General features: G+C 41.2%; 13 protein-coding genes and 1 tRNA gene. 7 read left to right on the top strand and 7 right to left on the bottom strand.

What is annotated here, in order from left to right; translation table 11 throughout:
- Nucleotides 1–27: 27 nt before the first annotated feature.
- A complete protein-coding gene (locus tag ACR5KR_RS27845) occupies nucleotides 28–594 on the top strand; it encodes a phycobiliprotein lyase (protein WP_448268733.1) in 567 nt (188 codons plus the stop codon).
- 74 nt (nucleotides 595–668) lie between these two features.
- On the opposite strand, the gene ACR5KR_RS27840 is transcribed toward ACR5KR_RS27845, so the two are convergent.
- Nucleotides 669–1,172 carry a 2TM domain-containing protein gene (locus ACR5KR_RS27840; RefSeq protein WP_104905232.1) on the bottom strand — a complete coding sequence of 168 codons (504 nt, stop codon included), beginning with the start codon at nucleotides 1,170–1,172 and terminating at the stop codon, nucleotides 669–671.
- Nucleotides 1,173–1,477: 305 nt separating this feature from the next.
- Between ACR5KR_RS27840 and ACR5KR_RS27835 the strand changes: the two genes are divergently transcribed.
- Both ACR5KR_RS27835 and ACR5KR_RS27830 read left to right on the top strand, forming a co-directional pair.
- The gene (locus ACR5KR_RS27835; RefSeq protein WP_448268732.1) at nucleotides 1,478–2,194 is read left to right on the top strand and encodes an ROK family protein; all 717 of its coding nucleotides are present in this window, start codon (nucleotides 1,478–1,480) and stop codon (nucleotides 2,192–2,194) included.
- A gap of 598 nt (nucleotides 2,195–2,792) precedes the next feature.
- On the top strand, nucleotides 2,793–3,344 hold the full coding sequence (locus ACR5KR_RS27830; protein ID WP_448268731.1) for a peptidoglycan-binding domain-containing protein: 552 nt from the start codon (nucleotides 2,793–2,795) through the stop codon (nucleotides 3,342–3,344).
- Nucleotides 3,345–3,511: 167 nt separating this feature from the next.
- Here the strand turns inward: ACR5KR_RS27830 and ACR5KR_RS27825 are convergent, their stop codons facing one another.
- From ACR5KR_RS27825 to ACR5KR_RS27815, 3 genes are all read right to left on the bottom strand, one after another.
- On the bottom strand, nucleotides 3,512–4,168 hold the full coding sequence (locus ACR5KR_RS27825) for a DUF4276 family protein (protein WP_448268730.1): 657 nt from the start codon (nucleotides 4,166–4,168) through the stop codon (nucleotides 3,512–3,514).
- Nucleotides 4,165–5,259, bottom strand: a complete 1,095-nt coding sequence (locus tag ACR5KR_RS27820; protein ID WP_448268729.1) for an AAA family ATPase — start codon at nucleotides 5,257–5,259, stop codon at nucleotides 4,165–4,167. The genes ACR5KR_RS27825 and ACR5KR_RS27820 overlap by 4 nt, the downstream gene beginning before the upstream one ends.
- Nucleotides 5,260–5,662: 403 nt before the next feature.
- Nucleotides 5,663–8,083 (bottom strand): sucrose synthase, encoded by a 2,421-nt coding sequence (locus ACR5KR_RS27815; protein ID WP_448270354.1) that lies wholly within the window; start codon nucleotides 8,081–8,083, stop codon nucleotides 5,663–5,665.
- Between the two features lie 1,227 nt (nucleotides 8,084–9,310).
- Between ACR5KR_RS27815 and ACR5KR_RS27810 the strand changes: the two genes are divergently transcribed.
- The gene (locus tag ACR5KR_RS27810; protein ID WP_448268727.1) at nucleotides 9,311–12,004 is read left to right on the top strand and encodes a two-partner secretion domain-containing protein; all 2,694 of its coding nucleotides are present in this window, start codon (nucleotides 9,311–9,313) and stop codon (nucleotides 12,002–12,004) included.
- Between the two features lie 197 nt (nucleotides 12,005–12,201).
- Here ACR5KR_RS27810 and ACR5KR_RS27805 read toward each other — a convergent pair.
- Nucleotides 12,202–12,274 (bottom strand) — tRNA-His (locus tag ACR5KR_RS27805).
- 124 nt (nucleotides 12,275–12,398) lie between these two features.
- On the opposite strand from ACR5KR_RS27805, the gene ACR5KR_RS27800 reads away from it, so the two are divergent.
- The 3 genes from ACR5KR_RS27800 (at nucleotide 12,399) to cobA (ending at nucleotide 14,447) form a co-directional block, all read left to right on the top strand.
- Nucleotides 12,399–12,782 (top strand): DUF4359 domain-containing protein, encoded by a 384-nt coding sequence (locus ACR5KR_RS27800; RefSeq protein WP_445628468.1) that lies wholly within the window; start codon nucleotides 12,399–12,401, stop codon nucleotides 12,780–12,782.
- 142 nt (nucleotides 12,783–12,924) lie between these two features.
- On the top strand, nucleotides 12,925–13,671 hold the full coding sequence (locus tag ACR5KR_RS27795) for a sirohydrochlorin chelatase (protein ID WP_448268726.1): 747 nt from the start codon (nucleotides 12,925–12,927) through the stop codon (nucleotides 13,669–13,671).
- Nucleotides 13,668–14,447 (top strand): uroporphyrinogen-III C-methyltransferase, encoded by a 780-nt coding sequence (cobA, locus tag ACR5KR_RS27790; RefSeq protein WP_448268724.1) that lies wholly within the window; start codon nucleotides 13,668–13,670, stop codon nucleotides 14,445–14,447. The genes ACR5KR_RS27795 and cobA overlap by 4 nt, the downstream gene beginning before the upstream one ends.
- A gap of 186 nt (nucleotides 14,448–14,633) precedes the next feature.
- On the opposite strand, the gene ACR5KR_RS27785 is transcribed toward cobA, so the two are convergent.
- Together ACR5KR_RS27785 and ACR5KR_RS27780 are read right to left on the bottom strand one after the other, a co-directional pair.
- Nucleotides 14,634–15,188 (bottom strand): hypothetical protein, encoded by a 555-nt coding sequence (locus ACR5KR_RS27785; protein ID WP_448268723.1) that lies wholly within the window; start codon nucleotides 15,186–15,188, stop codon nucleotides 14,634–14,636.
- Nucleotides 15,189–15,377: 189 nt separating this feature from the next.
- The gene (locus tag ACR5KR_RS27780; RefSeq protein ID WP_445628461.1) at nucleotides 15,378–16,121 is read right to left on the bottom strand and encodes an SDR family oxidoreductase; all 744 of its coding nucleotides are present in this window, start codon (nucleotides 16,119–16,121) and stop codon (nucleotides 15,378–15,380) included.
- Nucleotides 16,122–16,338 lie beyond the last annotated feature (217 nt).

The following is a 16,338-nucleotide window of genomic DNA, read 5'->3' as shown; positions in this document are numbered from 1 at the left end:
GCATTTTGATGCAGGGTAATTTCATTCATGAATATTGAAGAGTTTTTTCAGTTAAGTACTGGTAAATGGTTTTCTCATCGTACTAGTCAACATTTGGCTTTTAACCAATCGGAACATAGCAAGTCAGATATCATCATTGAGTCGCTAGCAGTAGATCATCCAGAAGTAATCAAGTTGTGTCAAAATTACAACATTAATCCTAGTGCTGCTTCCTCTGCTACCAAAATTACTTGGAACGGCACAATGGACAAGGATCGAGCAAAACACAGTGGTTCAACTGTATTAGTTTCGGTACCTGATGCGGATAATCCGTCCCAAGGCAGGTTACTGAGAGAAATAGTTGATGCCAATAAAACTCCAGTTCCCGGACGCTATAAATTTGACAGCGATGGTGCTTTGATCTTAACTACAGAGGATGAAAACATATTCTCAGAGGAACGCCTGTGGTTTGCTAGCCCCAATTTGCGAATGCGGGTAAATATCCTCAAAAGTTTTGGTGGATTTAGCATCACTTCCTTCACTTCAGAGATTCGCATGGGCGGCTTTCCACCCCCTGAGAAGGTTTCCGAGGCGGCTAATTCAGTATCTAGTTAAGTTCGATGCAAAATATTCCCCCCAGAAACGGGGGGAATTAAGTAGAGATGGGTTAGGGTTAGAGAAAGTTTTGATTAAGCCTGTAATACCTTAAACCACTTATTCAAAACTGTGCTGATGGTTTTCTTAATCTGATGGTTGCGGCTCCATTTTTGGAATGCCATTTCATACTCTTCGCCTTTGATTTGAAAGGTATTCCAGACATCAAGTGCTACAGGCAATCCGCAGAATAGTAAAATGTACAGCGACCAAGAAATTCCGCCACCAGTAATTAAATCAAGCAGTATAAAAAAGCCATTGAAAATTGCATATTTGCTTAAACGCTTCTGAAATCTTCTGATCCGGTAAGCGTCAAAAGCTTTTCGCTGTTGAACTTGACCCTGTTGTAATACCCAATCGCGCTCTGCTAATTTTAAAGACTCAGGTGAAATTTCTAACTCAGCAGCAATTTCTAATATGTGCTCATAAGAAAATTCTGTGTCTTTATCATCTGCCTGACGAGCGATCGCTAAGTGCAGAATTTGTTGGACATCTTCTTGGCTATACGAGCGGATGCTTTGAGGTTCAAACGCCGTCATAATTTTTTCTCTTATATTACTTTTAATAGAAATTTGCTGCCCGATAAATTTTAAGCAGCTACGCTAGTACTATTTCCATTATTCTTAGATTAACAAATCTAGATACTGTCCGGCATCGAATGTATGGGATTTTTAACTTTGGGCATAGGGTAAAGAGGCAGAGGGGCAGGGGGCAGGGGGGGAAAATTTACTGCATCTGCCCACTCCCTACCAATATAAAGACTCTCCAAACATCCAAGATATTATCAAATGCAGCAGAGCATAATTAATAACGAAATAACAAGCATTAACAAGGATGTAACTCAATGGTTGAAGAAAATGGATCGATTCGTACCTTATCAGTTGATATTGGCGGTAGTGGTGTTAAGGCTATAGTTTTGGATATTACGGGGCATCCTGTAACGGAAAGGGCGCGTTTAGATACACCTCAACCTGCGACACCGGAGGTTGTAATTAATGCAATTGTGGTGTTAGCAGCGGCTCAAGGTGAATTTCATCGCGTTTCGGTCGGTTTTCCTGGTGTGGTGCGGTGTGGAGTCACGGAAACAGCGGTAAACTTACATCCAGATTGGATCGGATTTGATTTGGAAACAGCTTTATTAAAACACTTAAACAAGCCTGTACGGGTGATTAATGATGCAGATATGCAGGGATTTGGTGCAATCGCTGGTAAAGGTGTCGAATTGGTGATTACTCTGGGTACGGGGTTTGGTTCGGCTTTATTTGTGGATGGTAAGCTGGTGCCAAATATGGAAATGGGGCATCATCCGTTTCGCAAAGGAGAGACTTTTGAGGAACAGTTGGGGCGTGCAGAGTTAGAAAAAATTGGTGAGAAAAGATGGAATAGGCGTTTAGAAAAAGCGATCGCATCCTTGCAACATCTGTTTAATTATGACCACCTTTACATTGGCGGTGGTGAAGCGGTGAGAGTGAATTTACAGCTCCCGTTAAATGTCAAACTCATCCCCAATATCACTGGTTTATTAGGCGGTATTGCTTTGTGGCGAGATGATAAAAGATGAAGAAGTACCGTGCAACAAGGTTGTGCGGTTTCATTCTTTTGAGGTGAAAGTGTGCGCTTTTCGAGAAGCGCTTGAAAGAGCGACATAAGTTGCAATACAGTTCAGAATGAGCAACAAAACTCTTATTGTAGAGACGCGATTTATCGCGTCTTCAAAGAGCAATAATCCTTAACAAAAGCGTATTTACATAAATTGTGATTGATAAAAAGTATTTGATATTAAAAGCTTTTAATCAATAGTTCAAAAACTGACTCTATGAATTGAGTAGTATTTTTACTGGCAGTATAAACATGATAAAAGCACATCAGGTATACCAAGTATGAACTAAATATAACTAGGTAAATTTATTTGATGGGATTCCCTAGCGATCGTATAGTATGTTATTGTCTAAACCATTGATTTAGATAATATGTCTAATAACTTGATGGCTTGATTAATGATATTAATCTGATTAAATGGAATTGGGGGTGAGCAAATATGAACATGAAAATATTACCTGGAAAAATTAGTACATGACTTTTTTAATCGGTCAGTATCTACTATCCCGGACAGCAAATGTTGGTTAAAAGAAATAGTGGTTGAAGTAAAATAAACGAAAATGAATGAAATTGGCCTGATGATGACGGGCGTGTTAACAATAAGACAAGCATCTGGAACCAATTTGCCACAGCAGCAATTATTACAGATGGAAAATGACGTAAACCAATCAAAACAGAGTCAGTTAGAGATAGCTGCTAAAGTTACGCCACCTGAATTTATGCAGACAGATGAGATTTCCCAGGCTTCTCTCTCAACGCTAAAACTAAAAAAAGAACACATACTTCAGAAAATTAGCAAAAAGAATCTGGGACTAATTTCTTCTAACTTCGGTAAGCCTAAGAAATCTTTTCAGTCTGAAGGTAAAATCCGTACAAAGGCTACAGGACGGTTTCAGAAGTTTAGTAGCCAACTACCAACTCTTTATTTTGGTAGTTCTGGTATTGCTGTCAGAGCCTTACAACAGTTATTAGTGTCTAACGGTTATGCTGTGAGAGTAGATGGGATTTTTGGCGCCCTAACAGAGACTGCTGTCAAAGCCTTTCAAAACCAGCAAAATTTAGGTGTGGATGGAGTAGTTGGTCAACGAACTTGGAGTGCGTTGACAATTTAGTGAGGAGTTAGGAGTTATGAAACTTCGTATTATTCATAATTCCTGATTCATTTATGAAAATCTGAGAAAAAATCACTTTTGTAAATTAGCAATAATGCTGAAAACTTTCTAAAATGTGGATTACACAAGTAACATTTTTACTGACTTTTGAGGGCAATATATTCTCTTCAACCGTGACTGCCGCTGATATTTTCAAGACGTGTTAACCATTGATTGAAATGCTGGCATTGCTGGCGTATTGTATCCAACCCAATATCCATTGCAATCAAGGAGCCATGTAATGGCTTTTCATATCCAAGGCAACATCTAATAATTCGTTTGGATGGGGCTGTTGTCGGGCCTTCATTAATATGTTCAGGTGAAATAAATAAGTTACGGTCTGCCTGTAGACTATCTACTATACTTTGGTCAAACCATGCGAGAAAAGCTTGTGGATTGCTGTACAGGAGTCCCTCAAACTCATGAACCAGTAGATTAGGCAGAAAATTTTGGTGTTTAATGTCTGCGCTCATTTGCTGCTCAAGATATTCAGCTTTCTGAAATGGGTCATTCGTACTAGGCAGAGAACTGCTTCCTGGAAAATCATTTGGCAATCGATATAAATCAAACATCGTAGTGACGAACGCTGAATCATCTTCAAGGCATTTACGATTCAATTGCGGCTTAATTTTTGCATAGCTCACTACACCGCCCTTATTTGTTGAGCTAGTTCGCACAAGAATGGGGTTGAGGTATATGTCTTTTCGCTGAAAATGTTCACAGAGTATTTCTTTTACAAAAGTTTCTTCCGTCTGTCCTTCTACAAAAACGTGTATTCGGATCATCGTGAAGGTCTCCCGCCAAGGATGTTCTTCTTCCACAGTTCTCCTAAGCTGTAGTCTTCAAGCCACTCGTATAAATCATCCTCATTCAATCTTCGGAGTGATGATTTACCACGATCGCGATCTACAACAATTACATCTTCCGCTCTAAATTCATTGAGTAGTTCAACCGACTGAGTTGAAACAATAACTTGTTTTTCTTTTGCGGTTGAGCGAATTAACGATGCAAGAACAGTAATTGCATACGGGTGAAGACCTAGCTCAGGTTCATCAACCAAAATGGTTTCGGGTTGAAGGGAAGTAGGTTGCAAAAAGACTGTAACCAAGCAGATAAAACGAAGTGTTCCATCCGAAAGAAGATGAGCTTTAAACGGAATATCTTGACCTTGCTCGACCCATTCCAACTCGATCGCCTCATTGTTTTGTGGAGAAGGGCGTAGATAGAAATCACCAAAGAAAGGAGCAACAAGTCGAATTGTCTTGACAATTCGCCGATAAGATTCCGAATAATTTTCACTTAACAAATATAAAAAAGCTGCAAGATTGCGTGCGTCAGAACGCAAGTAAACATTATCATTAATCCCGTGTGGTTGCTTCACATAAGCGCTGTCGCTTGTGTCATGGAAATGATAAACCCGCCACTGCCGCATGGTGGGCAATATGTACTGGTCAATTCTTGTCTTGGTGCCCCGTAAAGCCTTACTCTCAAAATGACCACTACCGAGTTCACGCTCACCGCTCATGTTCCACCAAAAAGACTCTTTGGTAAACATCAGACGGTTGTCTTGAGTTGGTTCAAGCGTTGCGAAGTACCCGTTGTTTCCAAAATAAAGCTCAATCTCTAATTGCTCAGTTGTTTTACGCCCAAAATGCAAGATCGCATCAGGACCACCCTGGCGGCTTACCAAAACTTGCAGATTCTTCTCAAGCATCTGCTGAACCATGCGAAAGAAGCCTATGAAGTTAGATTTACCTGCACCATTACATCCAATAAGTACGTTTAGTTTCAAAAGCTTAAGGTCACATTCAGCAATAGACTTAAAGCCCTTCAAAACAATCCTTGATAGTTGGCTGTCACTGGTCAGATATCTCATGCAATGGTCTCCTGATTTTTAAGCTTTTGGGCTGCTTATTTCACAAATAGACCTTAATAATAATTGTGATTTAGCTCATCTAGCTAGGGTCAGCACATTTCATCAAAAATTTATCATATATTCGGATTAAATATTGCTTGTCGACAATATTTTATACATAGGCGTAGGCCCTCGTAGCTATCGGTTTCGGATCTGGAACACTAATCAAAAGGTAAATTCTTCTTATTCCGTTAACACATAAATAAAGATTTTTGTCCAGAGTAATTTAGATATTCTTACTATACGGTTTAGTTAAGCCCGAAATCCTTTGTAGAGACGTTGCATTGCAATGTCTCTACATCTCAAAAATTCTTAACCCAATCGTATTGAGTTAAATATAGAACAGCTTATCCCTTCTAACTTATTATCGGTACTGATGCTGCTCTAATAGCTGTTGCGCTCTTGGCTTGTAAATTAAATAGAACAAAGCCTCAATATAGCGCAATAAATCTTCCCGATTTTCCATAGAGGTAAAGTTCCAGAAACCATAAATCCGTGCTAATGATAACAGCTTGCTAGTGTGAATTTTCCAAGTATAGGTGCTATAAACTCGGTCAATTCCTCGTTGGGAAATTTCACTCCAATAGTTAGGGTTTTGTTCGCATTTTGTGACAAAATCCACAATTTTGGTGGCTGTCTCTTCTAAATTCGTTGGGTTAATCAAAAAGCCATTCACCTTATCTTGAATAATCTCCAGTGGTCCACCAAACTGTGTGGCAAGAGTTGGCAATCCTGAAACCATCGCCTCTAAAATTGTTAAACCAAAAGCTTCAAATAAAGCTGGTTGGACAAAAATTCCCTGACGATCGGCAATGACTCGGTAAATTTCACCAGAATCAGTTTTGGAGAGACGCACACCCAACCAACGAATTTTCCCGTGGAGATTGTACTGGTCAATTATTTGGTAGAGTTTGATAATTTCGCTGCGTTCTTCGTTGTCATCTGATTCTTCGACGCGTAATTTACCCGCTACTAAAATTAAATTGCAATGCTCTTGTAATTCTTTACTTTGACCATAACATTCAGCCAAACCTGTGAGGTTTTTGATGTGGTCAAGACGCGCCATTGAGAAGAGAGGGCGCTTGTTAGGATCGTCGAGTTTGCCAAAGATTTGCGTGGGGTCTTCCAGAGTAAAGAGCATTTCTGTAAGGCGTTGGCGATCGCTCTCCACCCGGTCTTTATTTCGGGTGTAGGGGAAGTAATTATTTTCATTTACTCCCGGCGGTACGACATTAAATTTGGGACTAAATAATTCAATGCCATTGGTAACATGATACAACTCCGGCATAGTGAAGCACTTATAAGACTCGTACTGTCCCACACTATCCGGTGTTCCGACAATTTCTTGGTAGGTGCTACTAATCACAAAATTGGCAGCATTCATGGCAATCAAGTCAGCTGTGAATTGCAAGGAAAAATGATATTTATCCTCTAATTCTTGCCAGTAAAGGTTACTGAACAAGTATTTAGATTTTTCCAAAGCATGGGCAACATTGCATTGAGTAACTTTTAGCCGTCGCGCCAACAAGAATGCTACTAAATTTCCATCAGTATAGTTTCCAACTATTAAGTCAGGTGTGCCGTGAAATTCTGCCCGTAGTTCTCTTTCGGAATCAATGGCGAAAGTTTCTAGATAAGGCCAAAACTCAAACCGAGAAATCCAGTTTTGAGTCATATTAGGATTAAATTCCCGTAAAGGCACTCGCAAAATCCAGGCATTTTCGCTACCGTGAACTTTTTCTAGCCGTTGATTACATAGAGTACCATCACTATTGGGAATCAAGCGGGTGAGAATAATTACCTTTGGCTCGACATTCAATTTCTCTAAACCCGCAAGCAGGACATCTTCTTGTAACTGCTTCTCTAGGCTCTTTGCCTGGTCAAGGACGTAAACTACTTGACCGCCGGTATCAGGACGCCCTAAAACTCCCTCTTGCCCAAACCAACCGTGAGCTGACACTAGGACGATTCTAAAAATCATCGGGACACGAGAAATGAATGCTTCTAGGGTCTGAGGATCGGCAGAATCAATCAATTCATCGAGAATACTTAAGGTTTCCCGCACTCGCGCTGCGGTGTTACCCCAACCCGGCTCAAAACCCATTGACTGCAATTGGAAGCGGAATTGTTCGTAGGGTTCATCTTCGGGGCGATTATTAACAAAACCAATCGCCTTCTTAACTTGCTCGGAAAGTTGCTGCTGTGATTGAATGCGATCGTTGAGTAGCAGTTGCACACCGTTGTAGTGGTGCAGGCGCAAGAAATTCAATAAGCTGTCGAGCAATTGTTTGGAGTCTTGAAATATTTTGCTGGATAGATAGCGGTTGAGAAATTCTACCCCTTTACCAATATTTTTAGGGTCGCGGATGACTGGGGTGTAGTCATAAAACGGGCCGAAGTCCAATTCTAGCAAGCCGCCGTCGTTAGGATGAAATTTGTCCACCAAGCGATCGCGCAGATCCAACAAATCCTGCACCGTCATCGGCTCAATGCTTAAGTCTGATGTCAACCAATAAACTTCTTGGCTGGCAATCTTAGAACGGATAATGAAACAGAAGTTTGAGTCCTCTTGAATTATTTCCTGAGTATAGTAAATGAGTTTTCCCAACTCAGAGGAAGTGTAAAAAGTCTCAGGTTTCTGGGACTTGGAGCAATACTCACTATATACATTGAGTATGTCATTCCGCAGCAAGTACTTCTTTTCTTTTTGGCGTAATTCACTAAGAAAAGAACGTAAATCACTTCTCTCTTCACTATCTAAGACTGCTTGAAGCAATTCAGACATAGCAACTCCACTAAATGACGATGTTTGCATTGTTAACTTTCTAGGCAAGACAAATAAGCCTCTACCTTTTGTTAGACATATATAAACACGAAACAACACAGATAAATTATATTTACCTGTGTACATACAAGTATCAACTTTTTAGCAGACACTTAAAGCGTGTTCTTCTTTACCTAAAGTATCTATGACTCAGTATTTTTGGATCTCACTAAAGGAATACAATTTTTATTTCTTTTGATAGAGGTTACTAAATAACTGCATAATAATATTTGGGGCACAAATTATCACGCCCTCAATTGCTTAATGTAATCTTTACTATATCATTTATTTGCGTATATTTTGACGATCGGCACATACAGCATAATTCATAATTCAGGAGCAAAGCCAAAGACGTTTCCGTTACTTTGGTCAGAATGGGCTGCGCTAACAGAAGTAAAATAGGCTTTGAGACTTAGTTTGTGTAGTTCACTTTCCTTGAAATCTGCTGTATATAAGGTAAATAATTTTAAAAATTCAATATGATTCCTATATTGTGTTAATTTGGGTAATAATTGATAGTATTGCTATAATTACTTTTAAAATACTTGAAACAAAAGTTAATGGTTTTGTTGATATTTAACTATTTATTTAAACTTAAATGAATTAAAATCAATTTTTGTTCAAGAACAAACTAAGATTTGTTTTCCATAGTTATAATTTAGACAAAAGTTGTTTAAAATTGGTCAATTGATATGGATACCAATACAGATAAAATAACAGCTTCTGACCACAGCATAGGCAACATTTTGATTATGTCTTTACTTGCCTTCTGTGGGCTGACTTTGATCGTTCTTCTAGGCATTTTTTAAAATTTAAATGTGCGTTCAAAAACTTCTAAGGCTAGATTCCCGATTTTTGATAAAATTCGGGAATTTTAATATGAAGGAGAAAGAGTTTAAATCCCTTACCATGAATTCCCTTTCCCCTTTCCCCAGCCCTCACAAGCGCATTTTTGGATTGGCAGACTACTAGAGTGGTTTGCGTCGAATGCGTTGCCCCGTCCAAAACTATTAGGTCATAACATCGGTGTGCTTTATTCTAAATAGAACAAGTCGGATTTGTTTGCACGTAACATTTTGTCATCTTTAATATGAATCAGAACTGAAGGTATTAACTTGACGAACACTAATTGTGGTTAACTCAAAAAAGAGTTCATCTGTTACAAAGTTTAGAGGTGTAATGTTTGGGATGACTACTAATTGGTGTTTGGGTATTGCGATGGGGGGTGCGATCGCTTTGGGTGCAAATTATGCTTCTGCCCAAATAATCACCGATGGCACTCTGCCTAATAATTCCATTGTTACATCAGACGGCAGCACCCTCAATATCACAGGGGGAACGCAAGCAGGTGGCAACTTGTTTCACAGCTTTAGGGAGTTCTCTGTGCCTACTAACGGCGCTGTTTTGTTCAATAATGCTGTAGATATTCAGAATATCATCAGTAGAGTAACGGGTGGGTCAGTCTCTAACATTGATGGATTAATTCGCGCTAACGGTACAGCTAACCTGTTTCTGATTAATCCGTCAGGGATTATTTTTGGTCAGAATGCGCGGTTGGATATTGGTGGTTCTTTTGTTGGGACAACAGCTAATGCACTGCAATTTGGAAATATCGGATTTTTTAGCGCTACCGATCAAAATATCCCTTCACCATTGTTGACTATTAATCCTTCAGCATTGCTGTTTAATCAAATTAATCAAAACGCAGCGATTCAAAATAACTCAATAGCACCCACCGGAACAGATCCAGCAGGCTTTGATGCATTTGGTTTACGAGTACCAGATGGTAAAAGTTTACTGCTGGTGGGTGGTAATCTCAGTATGGATGGGGGACAATTAAATGCTTATAGTGGGCGAGTTGAGTTAGGAGGATTGGCCCAAGCTGGTACTGTAGCGCTGAGTGTAGATGGCGATCATCTCAGCTTAAGATTTCCTGAGAATGTTGTACGAACCTCGGTATCCCTTAACAATCAAGCTGCAATATATGTAGAAGGGACTGGTGGCGGTGATATTGTAGTTAATGCAGAGAATCTAGAGATATTGGAAGGAAGTATTTTAAGCGGTGGTATTGGCGCAGGTTTGGGGACACCTGAAACAATTGGGGGAGATATTACGCTTAATGCTACTGGGGAAATCAAAGTTGCTGGTGAGAGCATAGTTAGTAATCTTGTGCGACTTGGCAATGGGGGTAACATTACTATCGTTTCTCGTTCATTTTCGTTACAAGATGGCGCTCAACTTGTTGCCTCGACTTATGGACGAGGGGATGCGGGAAAGGTCAATATTAATGTTGATGGTGCTGTTGATATTGCTGGTGAAAAAAATGGTTTTCCTAGTGCGATTTACAGCAGGGTAGAAACTATGTCACTTGGCGATGGGGGTAATATTACTATCAATTCTCGTTCATTTTTGTTACAAGATGGCGCTCTACTTTTTACCTCAACTAATGGACAAGGGAATGCGGGAAATGTCAATATTAATGTTGATGGTGCTGTTGATATTGCTGGTGAAAAAAATGGTTTTCCTAGTGCGATTTACAGCACGGTGGAAACTATGTCACTTGGCAATGGGGGTAATATTACAATCGTTTCTCGTTCATTTTCGTTACAAGATGGGGCGCAAGTAGCTACTAGCGCATTAGGAGTGGGCAACGCAGGCAATATAATTTTAGATGCAAATGTAATTGCGCTTGATGGTGCCAAAAGTGGTGTATTCAACACACTAGGTTCTACAACCGCGCCAATCATTAAAGTCAATTTAGATGACTTAGGGCGTCCCAAAGTCACAATCGAGTCTGGCGAACAAACTATCAATCCAAATGCTACAGGTAATAGTGGAAACATAAATATCACATCTGGATTATTTTCTATCACTAATGGCGCTCGACTGACCGCTAGCACTTTTGGCATAGGAGACGCAGGTAGTATTAATCTTGATACCCAAAATGCAGTATTCACTGGTACTGATAATAGTGGTTTATCAAGTGGTGTCTTTAGTGCAGTAGAAGAAAAAGCCGTGGGAAATGCCGGAACCATTAGAATTACCACAAATGAACTAACACTCAAGGGTGGCGCTCAATTAGTTGCCAGCAGTTTTGGAGCAGGAAATGCAGGTACTGTAACAATTGAAGCCAGCGATAAATTTTTAGTAAATGGAGCTAATAGCAATGGCTCACCCACGGGTGTATTTGCAGAATCGAGAACAGGCAAGGGTGGAAATATTGGACTACAGATAAAAAATTTACTGATGTTACGTCATCAGGGTTTAGTCTCTGCCACTAGTGGTGTTGCTGGTAGTAATGGAGTTGACGGCAATATAAATATTGGCACTAAATTTTTAGTTGCTGTCCCTTCAGAGAATAGTGATATTGTTGCAACTGGCTTCGGACGCAGCCCCGGTAGTAATATTCAAGTCAAGGCAGAAGGAATTTTTGGCACTCAATTTCGGCAACAATTAACTTTAGAAAGTGACATTGTTGCAACTGGACAGGTCACATTAAACACGCTCGATATCGACCCTAACAGTGGCTTGCTAGAGTTGCCAACAATACCAGTTAACACTAAGTTAACACAAGGCTGCTATAGTGCAGGTTACGCCCAAAACCGATTTGTGATCGGTGGACGTGGCGGTTTACCCCGCAATCCCTATAACTTTCTTTCTCCTGATACAGTTATGGTAGATTGGGTAACGCTCAATCCCAGCACCAGAAACCGCAAGAGTCCACCTGTTACCATCAAACCTACTACTGATACGCCAAAACCGATTGTAGAAGCTACAGGGTGGGTGATAAATGCCAAAGGTGAGTTGGAACTCACAGCGAATGCACCCAGCACACCTCATGGTTTATGGCAGAATCCTGTATCTTGCCGTGTTCCTTCTTAGATGCTAATGTCCGTTTTAGAATACCCATACTATTAAGGATGAACTTGGTCATGACTTTAGGAGTGCGATCGCCAGTCTTAGGGTCTATAAAGCTACAGATCGCATATGCTTATCCTTGTTAAAGTTATGATTACGAGGATTTACACCATCTAACCCACCTTGCACAGGAGTCTAGATATTAATATTAAATTATGTAGGGCGAACGATGGGACTCGAACCCACGAATGGTGGTACCACAAACCACTGCCTTAACCACTTGGCTACGCTCGCCATTCAACAATTTGAATTATAGCAACAATTTGGCAAGCGATCAAGAGTTTTTCTTCAAGGAACGGACTTAGTTGATTTAGAGTCTCTGGAATCTAACAATTACAATGAATTTTACTTGGAAAATATGAAACCATTGACCATCATCGCGTATACTGGAGCAGCAGTAGGACTCGCCGCCTTGGGTGTGACAATGGCGAAAACCAATCCCAGTCAGGTTGAATATGAAGAATATGCAGTTCAACGGTTGACAAAATACTTAAAAACCGATGTATGTAAAAAAACTACGAATATTCTTGAAAATTTAATCCGTTTTAATTGTGATAAGTTAGTTGACTCGGCTAATCCACAAATCCAAAAAATTATTGCCAAGACCACAGAAAGGCAAGATTTCGTGATTTTTAGCATTTACCGTACAGATTTCAAAATAAACTCTTGGATACCTTCGTACAAATTTGAAACGGTAGGAGCTTTCGATCAATTTTATACTTACACTGCCGAAGAACAATAAGGTAAAGAGTACGGGGAGAATATAAAAGTGATTAAGAATACTTCTATTTAGTAATTAATAATAGTTTCAATAATTACCAGAGTACTTAATTATCCCCAGCTTAATCTTAAATAAGAATAGTAACTAAGAATTCAATTTACCGATGTCATCTGCCTATCTACTACTATCTCACGGAAGCCGCGACCCGCGCCCAGAAATTGCTATGCAGCAACTAGCTAGGCTGATATGTCACAAATTGTCAAAAAACCACAACTCAGCAAATAGCGAACATTTGGTTGGCATCGCTGCTTTAGAAATGAGTCCTCAGCCTTTACACGAGCAGATTCAACAATTTGCTAAAAGCGCTTTTGGCGATTGCCCACAGTCTCAAAATGAAAATCGCCTCAAAATTATACCGCTATTTCTACTGCCGGGAGTGCATGTGATGGCAGATATTCCTGCCAAAGTAGCACTCGCACAACAGGCTGCTGGTCAAGATATCATCATTGAGTTGGAACCATATTTAGGCTCTCACCCCAATTTAGAGAAATTGCTGGCAAAACAAATAGCTGCTATAAAAGCAGAAGCATGGATTCTCTTAGCTCATGGTAGTCGTCGCCCAGGTTCGCAAGAAACTGTGGAAGCAATGGCGGCGAGTTTGAAAGCCGTGACTGCTTATTGGGCTGGGCCTCCTAGTTTAGAATCACGAGTGAAAGAGTTGGTAGATGCTGGTTATCAGGAAATTGCAATTGTGCCATACTTTTTATTCCCTGGTGGAATAACCGATGCGATCGCCACCTCAATAGAGGAACTAAAATTACAATTTTCTGCGGTGAATTTCCAACTGGCCAAACCATTGGGAGCAAGTGCAGAATTAGCCGAGCTAATTTGGGATTTAACACAGAGATGAACCGCACAGAAAAACAGGATAACAAGTATTTAGGAAAGGTTTATTTAGTAGGTGCAGGGCCAGGAGATCCAGGACTAATTACCCTGAAGGCGAAAGGTTTATTGGAATGTGCAGATGTAGTCATCTATGATGCCTTAGTGAGTCCGGCAATTTTAGCAATGATTAATCCCCAAGCCGAGCAAATTAATGCTGGTAAACGGAGGGGAAAACATTCGCTGTTCCAGTCAGAAACAACTCAATTGCTGATTGATAAAGCGCAGGATAATGCAATTGTAGTGCGGCTAAAGGGTGGCGATCCGTTTATTTTTGGTCGCGGTGGCGAAGAGATGGAAGAATTAGTCAAAGCTGGAATATCAACGGAAGTTGTGCCAGGGATCACTTCGGGAATTGCAGCAGCAGCATACTCAGGTATTCCTTTGACGCATCGGCTTTATAGTTCGTCAGTCACATTTGTAACTGGTCATGAAGCGGCGGGTAAGTATAGACCGCAAGTAAATTGGAGTGCGATCGCTCACGGTTCCGAAACCATTGTAATTTATATGGGAATTCACAATCTGCCTTATATTGTAGAAGAATTAATCACAGCTGGGTTGAATTTAGAAACGCCGATTGCTTTGGTACGCTGGGGTACGCGCCCAGAACAAGAAGAATTAATTGGGACATTGGAAACAATAGTCACACAGGTAGAGGAAACGGGATTTGGTGCGCCTGCGATCGCAGTTATTGGACAAGTAGTAAATATGCACAGTATTTTGTCTGGTTGTCGTCCAGTTTAATGGTTGGTTTGAAAGTAATTGTATATATGCGCCCATCTGTACCAGTTTTTACACAAATCCTGAGAGTATGAGATTAAGTTCGCCCCGTCTAATAGAGCGATTGGTTGCTCGAATCGCTCTGATGGGTATGCCAACAGGCTAATAACCGACTAGGAATAACTTAGGAAACCAGCGTTTTGCCGCAGGCTATTTGATTTGAGTAATTTTTGCCGAGTAGAGATGCCATTTACGCTGCTCTGGAGTTGAGCCAGGAACATTATTGACTCGTCGCAGCACATAGCTGCCGCGAAATCGCTGTGGAGTTCCATTGGTGGTAACAGTAGTAATAGTAACCGGAATCTCAATGTAGATTGAGCCTGCACCTGGGTCTGGTCTACCAGGTTTTCCAATCTCTACAGCAACGGATGTGGTGTTGGCAAAACCCTGCTTGAACTGCTCAAACGATTGCTTGCTAGCAGCTCCATTTCCATCCCAAGCTGAGTAAGCTTGTTTATAGTCTTGACGGGCGATCGCACTGTAATAGTCACGAATGACTTGAACTGCTCGCTGCTCAGAGCTTTGTGTAGGAGAGGCTGGTGCTGGGGTTGGACTAGACGCAATCAGATTTGCAACCGATGGAGTATTCCCAGCAGGTGGTTGTGATTTCACAGAGTTATTACAGCCTGCGATCGCGATCGCAAATAGCATTGCTCCAACAAGCATACGGTGCTGTTTTAACCAGAGATATAAAGAAAAGTTCATTATTGACAAAGATACTTCCTTGGGATTCCACATATTGGAAATGCAATCGATACAATCATTGACAATTTTAGCTAAATATGCGGTTTTAACTAAAAATATCTCTGGCTAAAGGTTTCAGCATACTTGCAGTTAGTGTAGTTTCGCTGATTGCTGAGGATTTATGTTTGTAGTTGTCTACACCTGTGGCAGTTAGGCGCTGAATCCTCCATCAATCATTAGGTTTGCACCAGTGATGTAAGCTGCCTCAGACCCAGCCAGATAAGCGACCATCCCTGCAACCTCCTCAACAGTGCCGTAGCGGGGCAGTGCTAGCTGCTTTTTGAGCATCTCGGCAAACTCGCCCTCTGGGGGATTCATATCGGTAGCGATCGGCCCGGGCTGGACGTTATTGATTGTAATTCCGCGCGGGCCGAGGTCACGCGCCAACCCTTGCACAAGACCTTGTAGAGCAGATTTGCTCATGGCATAAACAGAGGCGCCAGCAAATGGCACACGTTCGGCGTTGGTGCTGCCAATGTTAATTATGCGTCCGCCTTCTTGCATATACTTGACTACGGCTTGAGCCGCCACAAATACGGCACGCACATTAATGGCAAAGGTGCGATCAAAGTCCGCAAGTGTGAAATCATCGATCGGGGACATCATCGCTACACCTGCATTATTGACGAGGATATCAATGCTGCCAAATTTGTCCGCTGTCTGTTCAACAGCAGCCACCACCTCACTGGCTTCAGCGCTGTCGGCTTGGATGGCCAAGGCCTGAACGCCGAGCGCCTGGACTGCCTCGGCGATTTCCTTAGCGCGATCGGGCGAACTGGTATAGGTGAAAGCGACATCAGCACCTTCAGTTGCTAAACGCTTAACTATGGCGGCCCCGATACCGCGACTGCCTCCGGTGACGAGTGCGCGTTTATTTTTGAGTGTGTAGTTCATATTCGATACCGTCGATTATAAATTGGATAAAATGCCTAGCGTCTAATGGGTAAAAGCTGCAAATTCTGCCTTCAAAAAGGGTGTGGGGTGCGGGGTGTGGGGTGTAAGGAACCCACGCTTAAAAAACTTGGGATTGAAGCAAGGACTCATTGCTTTTCCGGGCTACGCCAATCAAAGCAATTCTTTTTTTTACGCTCGCTTAAACCCAGCAACTTCA

The sequence above is a fragment of the Nostoc sp. DSM 114159 genome (assembly GCF_053470285.1).
The sequence above is the reverse complement of the archived record's forward strand: the minus strand, read 5'-3'. Positions and strand labels throughout refer to the sequence as shown.